The sequence below is a fragment of the Streptodolium elevatio genome, assembly GCF_040649515.1.
In the GTDB taxonomy this organism is placed as follows: Bacteria; Actinomycetota; Actinomycetes; order Streptomycetales; family Streptomycetaceae; genus Yinghuangia; species Yinghuangia elevatio.
Window position 1 is genome coordinate 1 of record NZ_JBEZFP010000022.1, and the last position, 23,262, is coordinate 23,262.

Sequence of the window (23,262 nt, forward strand, 5' to 3'; positions counted from 1 at the left end):
CTGCGGTTCGCGGCGGGGAACTTCTACGTCAATGACAAGCCGACCGGTGCGGTGGTGGGTCAGCAGCCGTTCGGTGGGAGTCGGGGGTCGGGGACGAACGACAAGGCCGGCGCGAAGCAGAACCTGATGCGGTGGACCAGCACCCGCACCATCAAGGAGACCTTCGTCCCACCCACCGACTACCACTACCCCCACATGGAAAAGGGCGTCATGGGCCAGGTCTCGCAGTTCGCCAACGACATGAAGGACGCCTTCAAGGGCCGCGGCTGACCGCCCGACCGCACAGGCGCACGGGCAGACCACCACACCGCCACACCACCACTAGCCATGTGGCCATGTGGCCATGTCAGTTCGGTCGTTGGGCCGTTCGGGCGAATTACCCGCAAGTCGCCGCGCCCGCAGGCACAACGGTTCCCCGACTGTGTCCCCGATTGCGTCCCCGACCGGTCAGATCGCCGGTGCCTTGCTGCGCAGGACCTGCATGAACTCGCGCATCCAGCCAGGGTGGTCGACCCAGGTGCGCCCGGAGACCAGAGTGCCGTCGACGACCGCCTCGCCGTCCACGAAGGTGCCGCCCGCGGCCCGTACGTCCGGGGCGATCGCCGGGTAGGCCGACGTACGCCGCCCGTCGAGGACCCCGGCGGCCGCGGCGATCAGCGGCCCGTGGCACAGGTGCGCCACCGGCTTGTCGTTCTCGAAGAAGTGCCGCACGAGGCGCTGCACGACCGGGTTGTTGCGGATGTACTCGGGCGCCCGCCCGCCCGGGACGACCAGCGCGACGTAGTTCTCCGGGCGCACCTCGACGAAGGCGAAGTCCGCGGGCCAGGTGTACCCGGGCTTCTCGGTGAACGTGTCGAAGCCGTCCACGAAGTCGTGCACCACGAACTGCAGTTTCTTGCGCGAGGGTGCGGCGATGTGCACGTCGTACCCCTCCTCGCGCAGCCGCTGGTACGGGTACAGCACCTCGAGCGACTCCGCCGCGTCTCCGGTGATGATCAGGACCCTGCGTGCCATGACGATCGCCTCCCCGAGTGCGCCCCGATCTGGTGGCGTCTGTCCACCGTGCCCCGCCGTCCGCAAATCGGCAATGGGCTACCGGATGTGGACAGGGGGTGACGGGAGCGGAATCCTGCAATACGTTCGGCACGAGTACGACATGAGCATGTGCTGTGCTGTGCGCATTCCGGGTGACCACCGAGGACAGGCCGCAGCGGCCGGAGTGAGGGGGACGACGTGATCAAGCGCGCCAGGGACAACGGCTCGACGCGGATCACTTTCTGCCTACCTGTGGACGACCCGGCGGGGCCGGTGAGCGTCGTGGGCGACTTCAACGACTGGGAGCCCGGGCGGCACACGCTTGTGCGGCGCAGCAACGGCACCCGCTCGGTGGCGGTGACGCTGGAGCCCGGCGCGACCGTGCGGTTCCGCTACCTAGCGGAGAACGGCGTCTGGTTCGACGACGAATCGGCCGAACACGACGGTCAGAACGGCATCGTCACGGTCTGACCGCTCCGCCCCCGCGGGTGTCCGTTTGACGCATTGTCGTCGCGCCCGGTGGATTGCTGACAGCTTGTGCCCGTGCGGGGGCCGGGGCCCCCGTACCGCCGCGGGATGGCGCGGGTAGCCTGGCGGGCGTGGGTTTCCCTCGGCCCGCAACGTACGGCCTCACGGCCGAGCCGCCTGGACAAGGGTGTCCCGGTGGCCGGAACCGGTCCGGCAAAGACGCCGGAAGGAACCGCCGTGGCGCTGCGCTACGTCGCTGCCGTTCGGGGAGACTCGCAAAACAGACAACGCAGTAGTCGGTCACGCAACGGCGCGCGACAGGAGCGACGGCATCATGCAGAGCAAGCTGGACGAGGCGAAAGCGAATCTGCTGGCCCGGGCGGCGGAGGCGGCCCGGCAGGCATCGTCACAGCACGGAGGCGGCGAAGGCGCCGGTCACATCGACCTGGACGTCCTGCTTCGCCGCTACTACCGGCACACCGCCCCCGACGACCTGGTCGAACGGGACCCGGTCGACGTGTACGGGGCGGCCATCTCGCACTGCCGACTGGCGGCGTCCCGCCCGCAGGGCACGGCGAAGGTGCGGGTCTACACCCCCACGGTCGAGGAGAACGGCTGGGCCTCCGGCCACACCGTCATCGAGATCGTCACGGACGACATGTCGTTCCTCGTGGACTCGGTCACCAACGAACTGTCCCGCCAGGACCGGGCCATCCACGTGGTGATCCACCCGCAGCTGGTGGTCCGGCGCGACATCACCGGCAACCTCATGGAGATCCTGGACACCTCCGACGCGGCCGCGGTGCCCGACGACGCGGTGGTCGAGTCGTGGATGCACGTGGAGATCGACCGGGAGAGCGACCGGGAGGACATCCGCGTCATCGAGACCGGTCTCAAGCAGGTCATGGACGACGTGCGCGAGGCCGTCGAGGACTGGACCAAGATGCGCGAGACGGCGGTGCGGCTCGCCGACGAGCTGGCCGACGAGCCCCCCGCGCTGCCCAGCGAGGAGATCGGCGAGGCCTGGGAGCTGCTGCGCTGGCTCGCCGAGGACCACTTCACCTTCCTCGGCTACCGCGAGTACGACCTGGTCGTCGAGGACGGCGAGGACAGCCTGCGAGCGGTCCCCGGCACCGGCCTCGGCCTGCTGCGCCCGGACCAGGACCTGTCTAACTCGTTCAGCCGCCTGTCCCCGGAGGCCCGTGCCAAGGCCCGGGAGAAGAAGCTGCTGATCCTGACCAAGGCCAACTCGCGGTCCACCGTGCACCGGCCGTCGTACCTCGACTACATCGGCGTCAAGAAGTTCGACGCGGACGGCAACGTGGTCGGCGAGCGCCGCTTCCTGGGCCTGTTCGGGTCGTCCATCTACACCGAGAGCGTCACGCGCATCCCGGTGGTGCGCCGCAAGGTGCAGCAGGTGCTGGAGATGGCCGGGTTCCCGGCGGCCAGCCACGACGGCCGCGACCTGCTGCAGATCCTCGAGACGTACCCGCGCGACGACCTGTTCCAGATCCAGGTGCCGGAGCTGTACGACATCGTCCTGTCGGTGCTGTACCTCCAAGAGCGCCGCCGCCTGCGGCTGTTCCTGCGCAAGGACGAGTACGGCCGCTTCTACTCGGCCCTCGTCTACCTGCCGCGCGACCGCTACACCACCGAGATCCGCCTCAAGATGCAGGACATCCTGCTGCGCGAGCTGGGCGGCTCGGTCATCGACTTCACCGCCCGCAACACCGAGTCGGTGCTCGCCCGGCTGCACTTCACGGTCCGGGTGCCGCGCGGCTCGTCGCTGGGCGACCCGGACGTCGAGCACATCGAGAAGCTGCTCGCCGCGGCGACCCGCTCGTGGGCCGACGACTTCGCCGAGGCGCTGGTCGCCGAGTGCGGCGAGGAGCCGGCCGCCGAGCTGTCGCGGGCGTACGCGAACGCCTTCGCCGAGGGCTACAAGGCCGACTTCACCCCGCGCACCGCGGTCGCCGACCTGCGCCGCATCGAGGCGCTGGACCCGGGGGACGCCGGTACGGACTTCACCCTCAACCTGTACCAGCCGATAGGAGCACTGCCGGGCGAGCGGCGCTTCAAGATCTACCGCACCGGCGGCCCGCTGTCGCTGTCCGAGGTGCTGCCGATCCTGCAGCGCATGGGCATCGAGGTCGTCGACGAGCGGCCGTACGAGCTGCGCCGCAGCGACGGCCGCATCGCGTGGGTCTACGACTTCGGCCTGCGCCACGACCCGACGCTCGAAGCGGGCGACGAGGTCAAGCAGCTGTTCCAGGAGGCGTTCGCCGCCGTGTGGACCGGCAAGGCCGAGTCCGACGGCTTCAACGCCCTGGTGCTGCGCGCCGGGCTGAACTGGCGCCAGGCGATGGTGCTGCGCGCGTACGCCAAGTACCTGCGCCAGGCCGGCTCCACCTTCAGCCAGGACTACATCGAGGACGCCCTCGTCGGGAACGTGCACATCGCGCGCCTCCTGGTGAACCTCTTCGAGGCCCGCTTCTCGCCGGGCCACCAGCAGGCCGGCACCGAGCTGGTGGACGGCATGGTGGAGGAGCTGGAGGGGGCGCTCGACCAGGTCGCGAGCCTGGACGAGGACCGCATCCTGCGGGCCTTCGTGGCGATGGTCGGCGCGACGCTGCGCACGAACTTCTTCCAGCGCCGCAGCGACGGCGAGGCGCACGACTACGTCTCGCTCAAGTTCGACCCGCAGCAGATCCCCGATCTCCCGGCGCCGCGACCGAAGTTCGAGATCTTCGTGTACTCGCCGCGCGTCGAGGGCGTGCACCTGCGCTTCGGCGCGGTCGCGCGCGGCGGCCTGCGCTGGTCCGACCGGCGCGAGGACTTCCGCACCGAGATCCTGGGCCTGGTCAAGGCGCAGATGGTCAAGAACACGGTCATCGTGCCGGTCGGCGCGAAGGGCGGGTTCGTGTGCAAGCACCTGCCCGACCCGCAGGCCAACCGCGAGGCGTGGCTCGCCGAGGGCATCGCCTGCTACAAGACCTTCATCTCCGGCCTGCTGGACATCACCGACAACCTGGTGGCGGGCGAGGTCGTGCCGCCTACGCAGGTGGTGCGGCACGACGGCGACGACACGTACCTGGTGGTCGCGGCCGACAAGGGCACCGCGACGTTCTCGGACATCGCCAACGAGGTGGCCGGGGCATACGGGTTCTGGCTGGGCGACGCGTTCGCGTCGGGCGGCTCGGCCGGTTACGACCACAAGGGCATGGGCATCACCGCGCGCGGCGCGTGGGAGTCGGTCAAGCGGCACTTCCGCGAGCTGGGCCACGACACGCAGACCCAGGACTTCACGGTCGTGGGCATCGGCGACATGTCCGGCGACGTGTTCGGCAACGGCATGCTGCTGTCGGAGCACATCAGGCTGGTCGCGGCGTTCGACCACCGGCACATCTTCCTGGACCCCGACCCGGACGCGGCGGTGTCGTACGCCGAGCGCCGCCGCCTGTTCGACCTGCCCCGCAGCTCGTGGGCGGACTACAACCCGGACCTGATCTCGGCGGGCGGCGGGGTGTTCCCGCGCAGCGCCAAGTCGGTGCAGATCACCAGGCAGGTGCGCGAACGCCTGGGCCTGGCCGAGTCGGTGACGCGCCTGGCGCCGGCCGAGCTGATGAAGGCGATCCTGCAGGCGCCGGTCGACCTGTTCTGGAACGGCGGCATCGGCACGTACATCAAGGCGTCGTCGGAGTCGAACGCCGACGTGGGCGACAAGTCGAACGACGCGATCCGCGTCGACGGCGGCGCGCTGCGCGTCAAGGTGGTCGGCGAGGGCGGCAACCTGGGCTGCACGCAGCTCGGGCGCGTGGAGTTCGCGTTGGCCGGTGGCCGGATCAACACGGACGCGATCGACAACTCGGCGGGTGTGGACACCTCGGACCACGAGGTCAACATCAAGATCCTGCTGAACCAGGTCGTCTCGGCCGGGGACATGACCGGCAAGCAGCGCAACACGTTGCTCGCCGAGATGACCGACGAGGTCGGGCGCCTGGTCCTGGAGAACAACTACGACCAGAACTACGCGCTGGCCAACGCGGTCGCCCAGGCCCCGGCGCTGCTGCACGTGCACATGCGCTACCTGCGCAAGATGGTGCGCGACGGGCAGCTCGACCGGGACATCGAGTTCCTGCCGAGCGACCGCCAGCTGCGCGACCGCCAGCAGGCGGGCGTGGGGCTGACGCAGCCGGAGCTGGCGGTGCTCCTGGCGTACACGAAGATCGTGCTCGCCCAGGACCTGCTGGCCTCCGCCCTGCCGGACGACGAGTACCTGAACGGCGAACTGCACCGGTACTTCCCGACCGCGCTGCAGGAGCGGTTCGGGGCACAGGTCGACGCCCACGCGCTGCGCCGGGAGATCATCACGACGCGCGTGGTCAACGACCTGGTGAACCTGGCCGGCATCTCGTTCATGTTCCGCATGCGCGAGGAGTCGGGCGCCTCGGCGCACGAGGTGGCCCGCGCACACCTGGCGGCGCGTCAGATCTTCGGCGCGGACGACGTCCTGGAGCGCATCAAGGCCCTGGACAACCAGGTCCCGGCGGCGGTCCAGACCCGGATGCGGCTGCACATGCGGCGGCTGGTCGAGCGCTCCACGCGCTGGATGCTCAGCAACCGGCGCGAGATCGACGTCGCGGCGCAGATCGCGTTCTTCTCCGAGGGCGTCGCGGACGTCGCGGCGCACCTGCCCAAGCTGCTGCGCGGCAGCGACCTGGAGTGGATGGACGGCCTCTACAAGGAGTTCACCGACGCCGGGGTGCCGCACGACCTGGCGACGGTGGTGGCCGGGTTCTCGTCGGCGTACGCCGCGCTCGACATCGTCGAGGTGTCCCGCGACTCCGGGCACGGCGTCATCGAGGTCGCCGAGGTGTACTTCGATCTGGTCGACCGGCTGCCGATCGCGATGATGCTGGACCGCATCATCGAGCTGCCGCGCGACGACCGCTGGAAGTCGATGGCCCGGGCGTCGCTGCGCGAGGACCTGTACGCGGCGCAGGCCGGCCTCACCTTCGACGTGCTGTCGTCGGGCGGGCCGGAGGACACGCCGGAGCTGCGGTTCAAGGCGTGGGAGGAGCGGAACGCGTCGGTGATCAACCGGGCGCGGACGACGCTGGAGGAGTTGCAGGAGGCGGAGACGTACGACCTGGCGACGCTTTCGGTCGCCATGCGCGTGATCCGGACCCTGCTGCGCAGCGGCAGCATGAACTGACGCAAGCGTGAACTGACGCAAGCGTGAACTGACGCAGTGTCAAGTTCGGCCTGAACCGGGCGGTTCGGACGGGCTTGGGCTTGTGCGGGGCCGCAGGGAGGTGTTCTCCTTGCGGCCCCGCTGTCGTCTCCGGCTGGTCATCCCTTGATGAACGCGGGTCAATAGTCGAAGGTTGGCGGGCACGTCCGTACGTCGGCGTACACCGGTACGGTCACACGTGCGCCGGTACGTCAGCACATCCGTACGTCAGTACCTTTCGCACCTGGCCCTGTTTCGCCCGCCGCCGTTCGTGTTTCGGAGGCTTGGATGCACGACCGACCGGAACCGGACGAAGTCCAACCGACCCCGTACCTGCCCGCTTGGCTCGACGGAGCTCCGTCGTACGAGCAGGAGTACGGACGCGAGTACGCGTTCGAGCACGACCAGGGCCTCGGGCCGGACCCGGCTGGGCCCGCCTACGCCGGCCCCGAGTACGGCGGTCCGGAGTACGGCGCCCCCGAGTACGGCGGTCCGGAGTACGGCCGCCCGGAATACGGTGGTTCGGAGTTCGGAGGCTCGGACCACGGGGCGCACTACGGCGCGCAGTACGAGGCGCACTACGGGTCGCCGCAGTACGGACCGGGCGACTTCGACGAGCCGCCGACGCCGTACCAGCAGTTGGACCGGTACGAGCCGTACGACTACGGTGCCCACGGATACCGCGGCGAGGGCGACCAGTTCGGCCAACCCCCTTCGTACGGCGGAGGCATGCACGCGTATCGGCCGCGACCGGGCGAGATGTCCGCGATAAACCAGGCAAATCCCCCGGCGGGTCAGCAGTACTACCCTCGCCGCCCCGCAGCCGACGAGCGGCCGTCCGGCGCGCTGGTCCCGCGCGCCAACGAACCCGCAAGCGTCCCGTCGCGCCGGGAGCGCAGGGAGGTCGCGGGCCGCGGGGAGGGCGAGGACGGGCGCGGGAGCCGAGCGGGCCACGACGCCGGGCGCGCCCGCCTCGGACGGCCGATGCGCCGACTACTGGCGTTCGCCGTGGTCGCCTGCCTCGGCGTCTTCGGCTACTGGGGCTGGACGTTCTACGACGGGGAGCCCGCGGGCGTCCGCGAAGGCAGCTGCATCGCGGCGCTGGGCGGCACCGACGTCAAGCCGATGGACTGCACAAGCGGTGCCGCGAAGTACACCGTCCTGGAGGTCTTCAAGGGCGCTGCGGACGCGACGACCTGCGCCGTCGTGCAGGGCGCCACAGATCCGATGGTGGTCCACCGAGACGGCCGTACCGACGTGTGGTGCGTGGCACCGAATGAACGTGCCGGAAGCGGTTGATGACAGAGTGTCAGGGACGTGACGCGCGCTCGGCCGCTTCGGGCCGGCGCGGCGCCGGGATCTCGTTCTCCAGCAGGAGCAGGTCGTCGCGCCTGCGGTCCTTCAGCAGCCACCACGCGCTCAGGTAGAACGCGGCGGGCACCCCCGTCGGTGCGAGCAGCCACAGCGGGCCCTTGAGCGTGACGACGAGCATGGCCGCCCACAGGTGGAACATTCCGAGTGTCGCGGCGCGGCCGAGCGCACCGTACCCGTGGCGGAGCGTACTGCGGACCGCGAATATGCTCCCCGCGCACAATGCGGCCAGCGCGGCGGACAGAATCGCGGTCAGTGCCAGCATTCCGTCGAGCCCGGAGAGCCGGTCGCTCTCCTCCTGGCGAACCGCGGCGGCCATGACGCCCAGCGTCCCCGCGCCGAGAAGTAGCGCGGTCCCCTCTACCGCCAATACGGCATAAAGCGTACGCAGCAGCGCTGTTCGGCGGCTGCCCCTCATTTGTGCCCCCGCTTTCCTACCCGCCCCAGGCAGCCTCTCCAACCGGTCTTACTGGGGCAATCCCCGTGTTATTTGTTAATCACGTTACGCCTGATGGACCTTGCCAGACTCGGCGACCCCCCATGGTGGCGGATCTGTAACGATCGTGGGCCAAGTCGGTGGCCGCGTCCGGCTCCGGTGGAATAGCCTGTTCGTGCCGCGACTGGCGTCGACGTGGAACCGACCACGAGGAAGCGGCAGCGAGCGATTGCGCGCGGTGCCGTCCGCCTGGGCACCCGGGTCCCGACCTGAAGGCCGACCCGGGAGGAAGCCCGTGGCATCCGTCGAAGCATCCCCGACCACCCGTACGTCCGTGCACAGTCCGTCCGTGCCCAGTCCGTCCCCGGATGGTCAGTCCGGGCAGCGCCGGCCCGCGCTCCACGCCACCGACCCCGAGATCGCCGCACTCGTCCGCGACGAGGAGCGCCTCCAGACCGAGACGCTGCGGATGATCGCGAGCGAGAACTACGTCTCCACGGCCGTGCTGGAGGCCACCGGCACGGTGCTCACCAACAAGTACTCCGAGGGCTACCCGGGCCGCCGCTACTACGAGGGCCAGCAGGTCGTGGACCCCGTCGAGGAGTTGGCCTGCGCCCGCGCCCGGGCCCTCTTCCGCGCAGAGCACGCCAACGTGCAGCCGTACTCCGGTTCGCCCGCCAACCTCGCCCTCTACCTGGCCTTCGCGAAGCCCGGCGACGCGGTGCTCGGCATGTCGCTGCCGATGGGCGGGCACCTGACGCACGGCTGGGACGTGTCGGCCACCGGCCGGTGGTTCCGGTCCAGTTCGTACGGCGTGCGCCGGGACACCGGCCGGATCGACCTCGACGAGGTCCGCTCGATCGCCCTGCACGAACGCCCCAAACTCATCTTCTGCGGTGGTACGGCGGTGCCGCGCGCCATCGACTTCGCCGCCTTCGCGGAGATCGCCCGGGAGGTCGGTGCGGTCCTGGTCGCGGACATCGCGCACATCGCCGGCTTGGTCGCCGCCGGTGTGCACCCGTCCCCGATCGGCCACGCCGACGTCGTCTCCACGACCACCCACAAGACGCTGCGCGGCCCGCGCGGCGCGATGATCCTGTGCGGCGCCGAGCACGCGAAGGCCGTCGACAAGGCGGTCTTCCCGGGCCTGCAAGGCGGTCCGCACAACCACACGACGGCGGCGATCGCGGTCGCGCTCCGCGAGGCCGCGACGCCCGAATTCGGCGCCTACGCCCGGGCGGTGGTCGCCAACGCCCGCCGCCTGGGCGAGGAACTGGCCGCCCGGGGCTTCGACCTGGTCTCCGGCGGCACCGACACCCACCTGCTGCTCGTCGACCTGACCTCGCGCGGCGTGCCGGGCAAGCCGGCCGCGAAGGCCCTCGACCGCGCCGGCATCGTCGTCAACCACAACGCCGTTCCGTACGACACGCGCCGCCCCTTCGACCCCTCCGGCATCCGCATCGGTACCCCCGCGCTCACCTCACGCGGCATCGGCGAGGAGCACATGCCCCTGGTCGCCACGTGGATCGACCGCGTCGTCGACGCGGTACGCACCGGCCGCACCGGGGTCGAGGAGCAAGTACGCGCCGAGGTCCGCGAGTTGACCGCCGCCTACCCGGCGCCGGGCCTGCCGGTCGACTGACCCGGGTGGCGCGGCCGCTGCCCCGGCTCACCAGAGCCGGGGCAGCGGGGCCGCACCAAGCTGGTCGGCCGCGCGGCGCAACGTGCCGACGAGCAGCGCGAGATCGGTCGGTCCGATGAGTGGCCGCCCGCTCGCCGCGGTGGCCGTGGAGCGGCGCGTAAGCGGCGCCCCCATGTCGGTCCAGTCCTGGCGGACGGCGGTCGGGCGCAGCGTCGCGGTGCGCGGCATGCGGCCCGTCACACGGCCCGCCTGGAACGGGTGCACGGCGCCGTCGGATCCGCGGATCAGGGCCCGGCCCGGGTACTCGTCGTCGAGCGTCGCGGCGTCGTCGATGTGGATGAGGGCGTGGGACGCGGTCGCGTCGTCGGTGCGCAAGGCGACGCGCAGTTCGGCCTCGGCGGTGGCCTCGATCGACCCGGCCAGCGCGGGCTGGCCGGTCGCGACCGCGAGGTGCACGCCGAGTGCGCCGCCGCGGTGGACGATGTCGGCGAGGCCCTTGACGAGCCCGGGAAAGCGCCCGGCCAGGCGCTCTATGTCGTCGACCGCGACGAGCACGCGCGGCAGCGGGGAACCGTGCTCGTCGCGGTACGACGCGAACCGGTCGCCGCGCAACAGGTGTTCACGGCGCGCGAGTTCGTGCAGCACGGCGGACACGGCGTCGGCGGCGCGCGAGGCGTCGGGCTCGTCGAGGTAGCCGATCGTGTGCGGGAGTTCCGCGCACGCGGCGATGCCGTCGGGTGCTTCCTGGGGGTCGATCGGCGTGCCGCGTACGAGGACGACGCCCAGCTGGTCGGGGCGGTTGGCGACGGCGAGGGACGTCACGAACGCGGCGAGCAGTTCGGTTTTGCCGGAGCCCGCCGTACCGCCGATGACCATGTGCGGGCCGTCGTTGTCGAGGTCGACGGTGACCGCGCCACGCACATCCGCGCCGAGCACGCCGCGCGGGCTGCGGCCCCCGTCGCGCCACGAGCCGAGCACCTTGGCCGGCGTCATGAGGTCGAACCCGAGCAGGTCGAGCAGGCGCACGGTCTCCGGCAGCGGGGAGACGGTACGCGCGGCCGCCTCGCGCAACGGGGCCAGTGCCCGGGCGAACCGGTCGGCCCAGGCGGGGGAGACCGCGTCGGCGACGATGTCCTCTATCCGGTTCGGGCCCGGGCCGATCAGCGACAGCCGCGTGCCGACCTCGCCGGCCACCCGGCCGATCACCGAGCACTGCAACGGCAGTTCCTCGGCACGGTCGTCCAGGCACAGCGCATGGACGCCCGCCGCGGGCCCCTCGGCGAGCAGCCGGACGAGTTCTGGCCGCGCGGTGAGCGTGCCCGCGCCGTCCATGACCACGACGGTGCGGCGGCGTCCGCGCCCGCCCCGGTCGCGGTCGAGGCGGTCCAGCAACTCGCCGGTGCGGGCCAGGACCTGGTCGCGGTTCAGGCCCAGCAGGAGGCGGCAGTCCTGGCCGTCGGTCGGGCGGAGCTGGGGCAGCCAGCGCAGCCACGCCCAGTCGGCGGCGGTCGCCGGATCCGCGCACAGCAGCACGAGTTCCAGCTCGTGCGGGCCGTGCAGCGCGGCGAGTTGGGCGACCACGGAACGCGCCAGACCGAGCAGCCTCGGCCGCGGACCGGCCAGTCCCAGGACGGAGTCGCGCAGCGAGACGGTCACCGGTGCGGCGTACGCGGTGAGCCTGCGCACCCCCTCGCTGGAGGTGACCGAGACCTCGGAGGGGATGTCGCCGGTGCCGAGGCGGACCGCGAGGCGTTCGGCCGGGTCGCCGTGCCGCTCCCAGATCCGGACCGGGACCGCTGGCCTGCCGCTCTCCGCGGCACCGGCGTCGAGGGCGGCGAGGAGCAGCGCGGCGAGATCGGGGCTGTGCGCGCGGCGTCTGCGGACCTCCTCGACGACCGCGAGCCGGGCCTGGTCCTCCAGACGGGCGCGCTCGGCGGCCACCGCACGCCGGCGGCCGGCGAGCCCGAGTCTGCGGCCGGCGGGCTCGTCCGGCAGGTCGACGCGTACCTGCTCGACGGGCGGTGAGGGCTGCCGGGGCAGGCGGGGCAGGACGACGTGGCCCAGGCCGTCCGGACGCGGGGCGTCGGGTGCGGCGTGTGGATCCGGGTCGTACGGCAGCGGCAGCACCGCGGTCAGGGTCGTCTCGCCGAGCCGTAGCAGCGAGCCGGGTTCCAGGCGCATCGCCTCGGCACCGACCGGCATGCCGTCCAGCGTGGTGCCGTTCGTCGAACCGAGGTCGGCGACGCGAACGTGGCCGCGCGCGCCGGGAGTTATCGTCAGTTCCGCGTGCAGGCGCGACAGATCGGGGTCGCCGAGCCGGATCTCGGCTTCGGGAGCGCGGCCGATGCGTACGGTGCCCTGGCGCAGCAGATGCACGCCGCCCGCGTCCGGCCCGCCCACGACCCGCAGTTCGGGAGATCCGACGGCCGGCGACGCGGGGCCGGGACGCCCGACGGTCACCAACGCACCGTCCACGAGCGGCGGTCGGCCCAGCGGGGTGTTGTCGGCAAGCCGCGTGTCGCCGACCCAGAACCGCTGCCCGTCGGTCCCCGACGTGGACCGCAACGCGCCCGCGACGGCCCCGAACGTCGTCCCGGTGGGGGCGGTGACGAGCACGTCCGCCCCCGGTCCCTCGCCACGGGACCCGAGCACGGTCAGCCGGATCTGCATGCTCCTCCGTCCGCCCTGCCACAGCGTTGCCTGCGTACCGCGCGTGAACCGCACGAGTTATGCGACGTGCACAGTACGCATCCTCGCATCCGCGACGAGGATGGCACTCCTTGAACGCGGATGGGAATGATCTTGCGGGGCACATCGCGTCCGCCGACCGGTGGGACTGTGCGTGATGAACCGGTTCCGGGCTCGGCTGCGTCCCCACCCGCGAGGGGCGCTGTGCCGGCCCCTGCGTGCGCCCTAAGGTGTGCGAACAGCTGTCAGTACGTCTGGGGAGCGCAGTGGACCGGCCGGTCGGAAGCAAGTACCTGCTCGAGGAGACGCTCGGGCGGGGCGCCAGCGGCACCGTGTGGCGCGCGCGAGTCCGCGACACGGGCGAGGTCGTCGCGGTCAAGGTGCTGCGCGAGGAGCTCGCGGGCGACCCCGACGTCGTCACGCGCTTCCTGCGCGAGCGCTCCCTGCTGCTGCGGCTCAGCCACCCGAACCTGGTGCGCGTGCGCGACCTGGTCGTCGAAGGCGAGCTGCTCGCGCTGGTCATGGACCTCATCGACGGACCGGACCTGCGCACGTACCTGCGCGACAACGGCCCGCTGCCGCCCGTCGCCGCGGCGCTGACGATGGCCCAGGTATGCGACGCGCTGCACGTGACACACGCGGACGGCGTGATCCACCGCGACCTCAAGCCCGCCAACATCATGCTCAACCGCAACGGCGACTCGCTCTACCCGATGCTCACCGACTTCGGGATCGCGCGCCTCGCCGAATCGCCCGCGCTGACACGCACCCACGAACTGGTCGGCACCCCCAGCTACGTCGCCCCCGAGTCCGCCGAGGGCCGCCCGCTGACCCCGTCCGTGGACATCTACGCCGCGGGCGTCGTGCTGTACGAGCTCGTCGCGGGCCACCCGCCGTTCACCGACTCCAACCCGATCGCGCTGCTGCACCGGCACCTCGCCGAAACGCCGACCCGGCCCGCGAACATGCCCGACGCCTATTGGCTCGTGGTCGAGCGCTGCCTGTCCAAGCAGCCGGAGCGGCGCCCCGACGCGCAGGGCCTCGGCAACGTGCTCCGGCACGCCGCCGAGGTGCTGCAGGGCAGCCGGGCCGACGACGGGTCGCTGCGCCGCATGCTCGACGCCGCGGCGATCGGGGGAGCGGCGGCGGTCGGCGGTGCGGCCGGTGCCGCGGGCTTCGGCTCGGGCAGCGGACCTGGTGGGCCGGGCGGCCCCGGCGGCCTCGGTGCCCCGGGTGCCGACGACCCCACCCGCGTGGTGCCGCGTTCGGGCTCCGGCGTACCCGGCCCGCCGTCGGCGCCGCCCCCGCCGCCGCCCGCGCAACGTCCGCCGCAGCCGCCCGCGCCCGACCGCACGCGCGTGATGGACGAAGTGCCCCCGCCCTACCGCCCGTCGTCGCAGCCGTCCGGGTACCCGCAGCAGCCGCTTTATCGCGACGAGCCGGGGTACGCCCGCCAGGGCGGCGGCCCGTCCGCCGGGCCTCCCGCCGCCCCGCCGCCGTACCGTGCGCCCGAACCGCCGCCGCGCCGCGAACCGCCTCCGCCGCCCCCGCAGCGCCGCGATTCGCAGCGCCCGCCCGAGGTCGAACCGCCGCGCCGGCGGCGCGAGCCGCGGGAACCGCGGGAGCCCCGGCGCAGGGGCGGCTTCCGTCCGTCGCGCATCCCCGGGGTGGGGTGCACGCTCGGCTGCCTCATGCGGCTGGTCGTGATGGCGGCGATCCTGTTCGCCATCTACTGGTTCAGCCCGCTGCGCGACTGGGTCAACAACGCGATCGACGTCTTCGGCGAGGTAAAGGGCTGGTACGAAAAGACCAAGGACTTCTTCGACGGCGGCGGTGACGGCGGCAACGGCGGCGGCAACGGTGGCACCGGAGGCGCCGACACGAGCCCGTGACCGGCGAGGCCCCGCAGGCCCCCGCGGGCCTGTCGCGCGCCGCCCAAAGATCGACAAAGCGCTTCCATGACGGCGCGACACCCGGTCGCGGATCCGCCACACCACGCTGGTTCGAGGTGTGCGCCAGGTAGCCTTCGGGCACGGAAGTCCGAAGTCGAGGCATGCCAAGGACACGGAGCAGCAGTGGCACGCAGGATCGGCAGCCGGTACGTCGCCCTGAAAGTCCTCGGGCGCGGCGCCAGCGGCACCGTCTGGGCAGGCGAGGGACCCGAGGGTCCCGTCGCCATCAAGCTGCTGCGCGAAGACCTCGCGTCCGACGAGGTGCTCGTCGCGCGCTTCGTCCAGGAGCGGACCGCGCTGGTCAGCCTCGACCACCCCGGCATCGTCGGCATCCACGACCTCGTCGTGGACGGCTCCGACCTCGCCCTCGTCATGGACCTGGTCGACGGCCCCGACCTGCGGACCCGGCTGGAGAAGGAGCGCGTCCTCACCCCGGCCCTGGCCGCGGCCGTGTGCGCCGACGTCGCCGAAGGCCTCTCCGCCGCGCACGCCGAGGGCGTGATCCACCGCGATGTGAAGCCCGAGAACGTCCTGTTGGACACCGCGCACGGCCAAGTCCGGGCAAAACTCACCGACTTCGGCATCGCCCGCCTCGTCGACGCGCCGCGCCGCACCCGGGCCACCCGCATCATCGGAACGCCGGACTACCTCGCACCCGAGATCATCGAGGGCCTGCAGCCCACCGCCGCCGTCGACGTGTACGCGCTCGGCACCGTGCTGTACGAACTCCTCACCGGCTGGACCCCGTTCGGCGGCGGCCACCCCGGCGCGGTGCTGCGCCGCCACGTCACCGAGCCGGTCCCCGGCATCCCCGGCCTGCCCGCCCCGGTCGCCGAAGTCCTCGCCGCCTGCCTGTCGAAGGCCCCGGCGGCCCGTCTGACGGCCCGCGAGGTCGGCGAGCGGCTGCGCGCCGCACAGCCCGCGCTCGCCGGGCTGCCGCGCTTCGACGTACCGGCACCCGACGGAGGCGGCCACCCCGACCGCGGCGAGACGCCGCCCCCGCTGCCCGCGGGCGTCGTGCCGCTGGTGTCCGGAGCCGAGCCCGACGCGACCCGCGACACGCACACCAACCTCGCCCGCCCGACCTTCGCCGCGCCGCCGATCGCCGCGTCGCGGCGCCGCAGCACGCACCGCAAGCGCCGCAACCGCACCGCCGCCGTGGTCGGCACCGTCCTCGTCCTGGTGGTCGCGGGCGGCACCGGCTGGTGGTTGTTCGGCAAGGACGACGAAGCCCCGAAGAAGCAGGAGCCGGTCGGCTCGACCGTCTCGCCGTCCGGGACGCCCGCCGCTGCCGCACCGGCGGCCGTGCCGCCGCCGCCCGCCTCGTCGGGCTCCGGTGACCGGGCGGCGCGCGTTCCGGTGTGGGACAAGTGGACGCAACTGCCCGCCGCACCCGTGTCGCTCGTCGGCGGCCCGGGCGCCGCCCGCCCCACGGGCGCGCAGACGTACGTCGTGCAGCGTGACGGCACCGGCCAGCCCTGGTACTCGGCCGGCGACGGCGCGAAGTTCGGCGACTGGCAGAAGCTCCCCGCCTTCAAGACCGCGGAGGACCTGGCCGTGACCGCGCCCGGCCCTGGCCGGGTCGACGTGCTCGCGGTCGGCGCCGCGGACCGGCTGCTCTACCGGTGCAGCTTCGCGGACGGCGGCTGGGGCGACTGGATGCGGGTCGACACCAGGACCAGGATCACCGGCGCCCCCGCGGCGACCGGCAACGGTGACCGCCTCGAAGTGGTCGTGCGCTCCGGCGACGCGCTCATGTACGGGACGCTCGCCGGCGCCAACTGGACCGGCTTCACCAAGGTCCACAAGGCCGGGATCATCGAGCAGGCCCCGGCGCTGACCGCGTCCGTGCCCGGCACGATGGAGGCGTTCGTCGTGCGCGCCGGCGACCACGCGCTGCTGCAGGTGACGTTCGCGGCAGGCGACTGGCGCGAGCCGCAGCGGGTCGGCACGTTCGGCGCGGGCGGGCGGCCCGCCACCGCGTGGACTCCGAACGGCGGGCTGGCGGTCGTCGTCCCCGAACTGGGCGGCCAGGCGGGCCAGGGCGAGCCCGCGGCGACCCCGACCGGGCCGTCCGGGCAGCCGCAGGGCAGCGCCGGGCACCTGGTCGGCGCGGTGAGCCTCGGCGACGCGTGGCGGCCGGTGTCCCTGGACGCCACCGCCCCCGACGGAGTCGCCGCGGTGGCGGCGACTCCCGAGCGGGTCGACGTGTACGTCCGCGGGCAGAACGGACGCGTGCAGGTCGCCGTCCCCGCGTGACCGCCGCGGCACCGACCGCGGGACCCCCGCCGCACGCCCCGGCCGCACCGCCCGCATCCGCCGACGAAGCGGACACGCGTGGACCAGTACGATGGGGGCGTGGCTGCCATTGATCCTTCCGAAGAGCTGAAGTCCGTCGAATCCACCATGGAGTCGATCGAGGCGGTCCTCGACCTGGACAAGATGCGGGCCGACATCGCCGAGCTCAACGAGCAGGCGGCGGCGCCCGACCTGTGGGACGACCCGGAGAGCGCGCAGAAGGTCACCAGCCGCCTGTCGTTCCTCCAGGGCGAGCTGCGGAAGGTCGAGGACCTCCGCCGCCGCATCGACGACGTCCCGGTTCTCTTCGAGCTGGCCGAGGCCGAGGACGACGCGGACACGCGTACCGAGGCCGAAGGCGAGCTCACCGCGATCCGCAAGACCGTCGACGAGCTCGAGGTGCGCACGCTGCTCTCGGGCGAGTACGACGCCCGCGAGGCGCTGGTGACCATCCGCGCCGAGGCGGGCGGCGTCGACGCCGCGGACTTCGCCGAGATGCTGCTGCGCATGTACACCCGCTGGGCCGAGCGCCACAACTACTCGACCGAGGTCTACGACACCTCGTACGCGGAAGAGGCGGGCATCAAGTCCGCCACCTTCGCGGTGAAGTCGCCGTACGCGTACGGCACGCTCTCCGTCGAGCAGGGCACGCACCGCCTCGTGCGCATCTCGCCGTTCGACAACCAGGGCCGCCGCCAGACCTCGTTCGCGGGTGTCGAGGTGCTGCCGGTCGTCGAGCAGACCGACCACGTCGACATCGACGAGTCGGAGCTGCGCGTCGACGTGTACCGGTCCTCGGGCCCCGGCGGCCAGGGCGTCAACACCACCGACTCCGCGGTGCGCCTGACCCACCTGCCCACCGGCATCGTCGTCTCCTGCCAGAACGAGCGCTCGCAGATCCAGAACAAGGCGACCGCGATGGCCGTCCTCCAGGCCAAGCTGCTGGAGAAGCAGCGCCAGGAGGACCGGGCGAAGATGGACGCGCTCAAGGGCGACGGATCGTCCTGGGGCAACCAGATGCGCTCGTACGTCCTGCACCCGTACCAGATGGTCAAGGACCTGCGGACCGAGTTCGAGGTCGGCAACCCGCAGTCGGTGCTCGACGGCGACATCGACGGGTTCATCGAGGCGGGCATCCGCTGGCGCAAGCAGCAGCAGACGGCGAGCGCGTAGTCGGAGCCCGGCGGTAACGGGCGGATCTGCCCGACGGCATCGCGCCACGCTGCCTGCCTGGTAGTTGCCTGCCTACCTGGTAGTTGCGTGATTCGCCCGATTCGCTATACCCACCCGGCGCCCGGAATCCCTCCTCAACTCCCTCAATTCTTGAGCGAAACTTAAGGCGAAAAGGGATATCACCCGGCAACCCCACGCAGATCGTCATTGACGCCTGGCAAGCCTCCTGGCAAGGCTTGACCGCCGGACGGGAAGAAAGATCAGCTGGGGGTTGCAGGAGTGACGAACACAATGCGCGCCCGAACGGCTCGCATAGCCGCGGCAGTTGTCTTCGTCGCGGGCGCCTCGCTCGCGGTCGCGGGCATGGCGGCCGCGGAGGAACCGGACCGGTGCGCGACGAACCCCTTCGCCTCGGGTTGCGAACTCGACCTGGGCATCGGGCCGTCGGCGAGCGGGTCGCCGGAGCAGGAGGGCCTCCTGCCGGTACCGGACACGGGGACCGAGACGACGGCCGAGGACGGCAGAAACAACAACGGGGGTGGCAAGGACGACGAGCCGTCCTCCGGGACGCCGTCGACCACGCCGCCCGCGACGGGCACCACCTCGTCGCAGCCGCCCGCGACCGGCACGACGCCGCCGGTCACGGGCCCGCCGGCCACCACGCCGCCGTCGACCACGCCGCCCGCGAGCCCGCCTGCCACGACCCCGGGTCAGCAGTGCGACATCGCACGCGGCGGCGTCGACTGCGGCACCGCGGCCAAGAGCCCCTCCGCGTCCTCCGGTGAGGGCGGCGGAGGACCGCAGCGCAACTACGGCGGCGGCTCGACGCCGAGCGCGGGTGCGGCGGCGGCCGGTTCGACCGGTACCACGGCGGGCGCCGGCACCGAGCTCGCGAACACGGGCCAGGGTGCGAACCTCGCGTTCGTGGTGGTCGGCGGTTCGGCGATGGCCGCGGGCGGATTCGCCTTCACGGTCCTGCCGGGCCGGCTGAACCGGCGCGGCGCGGGCACCGCGACCGCGTGACCTCGTGAGGCCGGACAATCTGTGACAGCACAAAAGGTGAGGGCCCCGGGGACTGCCCCGGGGCCCTCACCTGTCACGTCGTCCGTCGTACGGTGCGTACCGCCGTTCGAACCGTTGTGCGCGGTACCGGGCGCCCAGCCCGCCGCGGTCGCGCGGGCCCGTGCCGGACGCTGCGCTCAGCCCGCGAAGCGCTGCACCAGCAGCGCCGCCACGATCACGACCGCCGCGAGCACGGCGAGCAGCGTCGGGGAGATCTGGGGGCCCCGCTCGTCGGCCAGGCGCTGGCGGGAGGCACGGCATACCGAGCACCGGCCCTCGCTCACGGGGCCGGAGCAGTTGGCGCACACGAGGTGCTCCCACGTCATAACGTCCTCCTCGGCCCTGCGGGCCCGACCGGCCTGGTCGTCTGCTGTAACGCTTTCGAGGCCCCGGGAAGTTCCCACCGCCTTCCACTGTGCCGCTTACACTCCTGGGATGGCCACGTCCCATGACGTACCGCCCCTGGCCTTCGCGCCCGGCCGCGGTGGCGGTACGGTCCCTGGGACGCACGAGCCACGGCCCGGGCCACGGACACGATCCGTACCGCGGGGCGTGACCGCCCGGGCCTTGACGGCCCTCCCGAGCGGTGGAGCACCCTTCACCTGCTCTGCCCCCGTACGACGCCCTTGCCCCCTAGGATGGCGCGCTGTGATGCAACCGTGATCCGATTCGACAACGTCACCAAGACCTACGCCAAGCAGCCGCGGCCCGCGCTGCAGGACGTCTCGCTCGAGGTCGAGAAGGGCGAGTTCGTCTTCCTGGTCGGTTCGTCCGGCTCCGGGAAGTCGACGTTCCTGCGCCTGGTCCTCAAGGAGGAGCGGCCGTCCACGGGCAACATCTTCGTGGCCGGCAAGGACCTCGGGAGGCTGTCCAACTGGAAGGTGCCCGCACTGCGCCGCCAGATGGGCACGGTGTTCCAGGACTTCCGGCTGCTGCCGAACAAGACCGTCCGGGAGAACGTCGCGTTCGCGCTCGAGGTCATCGGCAAGCCGCACGGCACGATCCGCAAGGTGGTCCCGGAGGTCCTCGACCTGGTCGGCCTCGCCGGCAAGGAGGACCGCATGCCGGGCGAGCTGTCCGGTGGCGAGCAGCAGCGCGTCGCGATCGCGCGCGCGTTCGTCAACCGGCCGATGATCCTGATCGCGGACGAGCCGACCGGCAACCTCGACCCGCAGAACAGCGTCGGCATCATGAAGCTGCTCGACCGGATCAACCGGACCGGCACGACGATCGTGATGGCCACCCACGACCAGGCGATCGTCGACCAGATGCGCAAGCGCGTCATCGAGCTGGAGCAGGGCCACCTCGTCCGCGACCAGTCACGCGGCGTCTACGGCTACCAGCACTGACCCGGCGCCCACGGCCCGGCACCCGGCCCGGTCCGCGACCTGGTTGCGATCCGGTTCACGATCCGGTTCACGGACGGGTTCACGACCTGGCACCCCGATCCGCACACGACCTCGGCACCCGGCGTCCGCGCGACGGGCGCCCCGAACGACTTAGGACATCATGCGCGCCCAGTTCGTGCTGAAAGAGATCGGCATCGGTCTCCGCCGAAACCTGACCATGACGATCGCGGTCGTCGTCAGTGTGGCGCTGTCCCTGACGCTGTTCGGGGCCGGCCTTCTGGTGAGCTCCCAGGCGAACTCCATGAAGGACTACTGGTACGACCGGGTCGAGGTCTCGATCTTCCTGTGCAACAAGTCCGACCCCAAGAAGGACGGTTGCGCCAACGGCGAGGTCACGAACGTCGATCGCGATGCCATCAAGGCCGACCTCGACAAGATGCCCGAGGTCAAGACGATCTACTACGAGAGCAAGCAGGACGCGTTCAAGCACTTCAAGGAGCAGAACAAGGACTCGGCGCTGGGCGACACCCTCACGCCCGACCAACTCCCGGAGTCCTTCCGCGTCAAGCTGCACGACCCGACGAAGTTCGAGATCATCTCCAGCGCGTTCAGCAACCGGTCCGGCGTGCATGACGTGCAGGACCAGAAGAGCCTGCTGAAGCCGTTCTTCGACCTGCTGCGCAGTGCCCAGTACGCGGCCTACGGGATCATGGCGTTCATGCTGGTCGTGGCGGTCCTGCTGATCGTCAACACGGCGCGCGTGTCGGCGTTCAGCCGCCGCCGCGAGACCGGCATCATGCGCCTGGTCGGTGCGTCGAACTTCTACATCCAGGGCCCGTTCATCCTGGAGTCCGCGGTCGCCGGGCTCGCCGGCGCCCTGGTCGCGTCCGGACTCCTGACGCTGGGCTACTACTTCGGCATCAAGAAGGGCCTGGCCGACGCGATCGAGCTGCTCAGCCAGCAGCTCATCGGCTTCGACTCGGTGGTCGCGGTGTTCCCGTGGCTGTTCATCCTCGGGGTCGGCATGTCGGCTATCGCGTCGTTCTTCACGCTGCGGAAGTACCTGAAGGTCTGATGGCGTTCGCCTGCCGCGGTGCGCGAGGCCTCGTCCGGCGGCGCCGCGGTAGGCCGTACGAGTGCCATATCAAGTGAAAAGTGGGTTATATGGCGTACTTGGGCCGTAACGCCTGATACCTGTGGGACCGAGGTTGTCTGAACGGCCGGTCGTCCGACCGGCCGCCGGTCCCGCAGGCAGGAGGCGACGCCCATGCGCCCCACGCACAGTCGGCGGCTCGGCCTCCTCGCCTTGGTCGCCGCCACCGCGGCGGCCATCGGCTGGGGCACCGCACATGCCGACGACGACCCGCGCGACGACAAGAAGCGCGTCGACGCGCAGGTGCGCGACGTCCGCGCGGACCTCGACGGGTCGGCGAGCCGCCTGGCCGCGGCGGAGACCGCGTACGCCGAGGCCAACACCCGCATGCCGGCCGCCCAGGCCGCGCTGGCCGAGGCCCGCCGCAAGCTGGACGCCGCGCGCGTGCAGGACACCGACACCCGGCGGCGCCTGGAAATCGCCGTCGAGGACGAGGCCCGCGCGCAGGCGCAGTTGCGCGACATCGAGTCGGCGATGACCGAGATGCGCGAGGAACTCGGGCGCGTGGCGCGGCGCGCGTACCAGCAGGGATCGCTGACCCAGCTCTCGGTGATCATGAAGGCCGAGACGCCCGCGCAGCTCATCGGCCGGCTGGAGGGCTTCCGTTCGGTGCTGCGCGCCGACGAGGAGACGCTCGACCGGCTCGGCCAGGTGCACCGCGAGACCGACGGGCAGCAGAAGGAACTCGCCCGCGCGCGCGACCGGGTCCGCAGCGAGCAGGAGGCCGCGGCCGCACAACTGGCCAAGGTGACCGCGCTCGAAAAGGAGGCCGTGGCCGCCAACGCCGCCGTCGAACGCCTGGTCGAGCAGCGCCGCGGCGCCCTGGCCACGGCCCAGGCCGAGAAGGCCGCCGACCAGCAGCGGTACCAGGCGCTGGTGGTCGAACAGCGCCGGCTCACCGAGCTCGTCAACCGGTTCAACGCGCCGTCGCCGTCGCGCGCCGCCACCGGCGGCGTCGGCGGGGTGGGCCGCGGACAGGGCGGCGCACTGTCCTATCCGGTCGACGCGGACGTGACCTCGGGCTTCGGGATGCGCTTCCACCCGATCCTCGAGTACGTGAAGCTGCACAGCGGCACCGACTTCGGCGCGGCCGAGGGCACCCCGGTACGCGCGGCACGCGAGGGCACGGTGATCGCCGCGGGCTACAACCCGGCGTACGGCTACCGCGTCGTGGTCTCGCACGGCCGGGTCGGCGGCGTCGCACTGACCACGACCTACAACCACCTCTCGCGCGTCGACGTGGCCGAAGGCGAACGCCTGCGCCGCGGCGGCACGGTCGGCCTGGTCGGCAACACCGGCTATTCGACCGGCGCGCACCTGCACTTCGAGGTCCTGGTGGACGGCGAGTTCGCCGATCCGCTCACCTGGTTGTGACACGTACCTGAGCGGCACACAGGCATCA

Annotated in this window: 16 protein-coding genes, 1 pseudogene and 1 riboswitch; of the genes and pseudogenes, 13 read left to right on the forward strand and 4 right to left on the reverse strand. The window is 71.8% G+C overall.

Annotated elements, in window-relative coordinates; translation table 11 throughout:
* Window positions 1–270 (forward strand): aldehyde dehydrogenase family protein (locus AB0C36_RS11320; protein WP_358352466.1); only part of this gene is annotated, 270 nt, incomplete at its 5' end.
* Window positions 271–447: 177 nt separating this feature from the next.
* Here AB0C36_RS11320 and AB0C36_RS11325 read toward each other — a convergent pair.
* Window positions 448–1,014, reverse strand: coding sequence for a DJ-1/PfpI family protein (locus AB0C36_RS11325; protein WP_358352467.1), 567 nt, complete (start codon window positions 1,012–1,014; stop codon window positions 448–450).
* A gap of 219 nt (window positions 1,015–1,233) precedes the next feature.
* Here AB0C36_RS11325 and AB0C36_RS11330 point away from each other — a divergent pair, with 219 nt between their 5' ends.
* From AB0C36_RS11330 to AB0C36_RS11340, 3 genes are all read left to right on the forward strand, one after another.
* Window positions 1,234–1,506 (forward strand): isoamylase early set domain-containing protein, encoded by a 273-nt coding sequence (locus tag AB0C36_RS11330; protein ID WP_358352469.1) that lies wholly within the window; start codon window positions 1,234–1,236, stop codon window positions 1,504–1,506.
* Between the two features lie 331 nt (window positions 1,507–1,837).
* Window positions 1,838–6,718, forward strand: coding sequence for an NAD-glutamate dehydrogenase (locus AB0C36_RS11335; protein ID WP_358352471.1), 4,881 nt, complete (start codon window positions 1,838–1,840; stop codon window positions 6,716–6,718).
* Window positions 6,719–7,024: 306 nt separating this feature from the next.
* Window positions 7,025–8,035 carry an LppU/SCO3897 family protein gene (locus tag AB0C36_RS11340; RefSeq protein ID WP_358352473.1) on the forward strand — a complete coding sequence of 337 codons (1,011 nt, stop codon included), beginning with the start codon at window positions 7,025–7,027 and terminating at the stop codon, window positions 8,033–8,035.
* 10 nt (window positions 8,036–8,045) lie between these two features.
* Here the strand turns inward: AB0C36_RS11340 and AB0C36_RS11345 are convergent, their stop codons facing one another.
* On the reverse strand, window positions 8,046–8,426 hold the full coding sequence (locus AB0C36_RS11345; RefSeq protein ID WP_358352475.1) for a hypothetical protein: 381 nt from the start codon (window positions 8,424–8,426) through the stop codon (window positions 8,046–8,048).
* A gap of 287 nt (window positions 8,427–8,713) precedes the next feature.
* Window positions 8,714–8,805: riboswitch (ZMP/ZTP riboswitch) on the forward strand.
* A gap of 87 nt (window positions 8,806–8,892) precedes the next feature.
* On the opposite strand from AB0C36_RS11345, the gene glyA reads away from it, so the two are divergent.
* Entirely contained in the window at window positions 8,893–10,185 is a 1,293-nt protein-coding gene (gene glyA / locus AB0C36_RS11350) for a serine hydroxymethyltransferase (protein ID WP_358352476.1), read from the forward strand.
* A 27-nt stretch (window positions 10,186–10,212) separates the two neighbouring features.
* On the opposite strand, the gene AB0C36_RS11355 is transcribed toward glyA, so the two are convergent.
* Entirely contained in the window at window positions 10,213–12,855 is a 2,643-nt protein-coding gene (locus tag AB0C36_RS11355; RefSeq protein ID WP_358352478.1) for an FHA domain-containing protein, read from the reverse strand.
* A 284-nt stretch (window positions 12,856–13,139) separates the two neighbouring features.
* On the opposite strand from AB0C36_RS11355, the gene AB0C36_RS11360 reads away from it, so the two are divergent.
* From AB0C36_RS11360 to AB0C36_RS11375, 5 genes and pseudogenes are all read left to right on the forward strand, one after another.
* Entirely contained in the window at window positions 13,140–14,765 is a 1,626-nt protein-coding gene (locus AB0C36_RS11360; RefSeq protein ID WP_358352480.1) for a serine/threonine-protein kinase, read from the forward strand.
* Window positions 14,766–14,948: 183 nt separating this feature from the next.
* A pseudogene (locus AB0C36_RS11365) lies at window positions 14,949–16,124 on the forward strand (serine/threonine-protein kinase); the annotation flags it as partial.
* A 6-nt stretch (window positions 16,125–16,130) separates the two neighbouring features.
* Window positions 16,131–17,084 (forward strand): DUF8189 domain-containing protein, encoded by a 954-nt coding sequence (locus AB0C36_RS43370; protein WP_494410245.1) that lies wholly within the window; start codon window positions 16,131–16,133, stop codon window positions 17,082–17,084.
* A 99-nt stretch (window positions 17,085–17,183) separates the two neighbouring features.
* Window positions 17,184–18,296: a peptide chain release factor 2 gene (prfB, locus tag AB0C36_RS11370; protein WP_358352481.1), complete on the forward strand. Its 1,113-nt coding sequence runs from the start codon at window positions 17,184–17,186 to the stop codon at window positions 18,294–18,296.
* Window positions 18,297–18,587: 291 nt separating this feature from the next.
* Window positions 18,588–19,319, forward strand: a complete 732-nt coding sequence (locus AB0C36_RS11375) for a hypothetical protein (protein ID WP_358352483.1) — start codon at window positions 18,588–18,590, stop codon at window positions 19,317–19,319.
* Window positions 19,320–19,495: 176 nt separating this feature from the next.
* Here the strand turns inward: AB0C36_RS11375 and AB0C36_RS11380 are convergent, their stop codons facing one another.
* The gene (locus AB0C36_RS11380; protein WP_358352484.1) at window positions 19,496–19,684 is read right to left on the reverse strand and encodes a hypothetical protein; all 189 of its coding nucleotides are present in this window, start codon (window positions 19,682–19,684) and stop codon (window positions 19,496–19,498) included.
* A 333-nt stretch (window positions 19,685–20,017) separates the two neighbouring features.
* Between AB0C36_RS11380 and ftsE the strand changes: the two genes are divergently transcribed.
* From ftsE to AB0C36_RS11395, 3 genes are all read left to right on the forward strand, one after another.
* On the forward strand, window positions 20,018–20,707 hold the full coding sequence (gene ftsE / locus AB0C36_RS11385) for a cell division ATP-binding protein FtsE (protein ID WP_358352486.1): 690 nt from the start codon (window positions 20,018–20,020) through the stop codon (window positions 20,705–20,707).
* Between the two features lie 160 nt (window positions 20,708–20,867).
* Complete coding sequence (ftsX, locus tag AB0C36_RS11390) at window positions 20,868–21,782, forward strand: permease-like cell division protein FtsX (protein WP_358352488.1); 915 nt, start codon at window positions 20,868–20,870, stop codon at window positions 21,780–21,782.
* A 192-nt stretch (window positions 21,783–21,974) separates the two neighbouring features.
* Complete coding sequence (locus tag AB0C36_RS11395; RefSeq protein WP_358352490.1) at window positions 21,975–23,234, forward strand: M23 family metallopeptidase; 1,260 nt, start codon at window positions 21,975–21,977, stop codon at window positions 23,232–23,234.
* Window positions 23,235–23,262 lie beyond the last annotated feature (28 nt).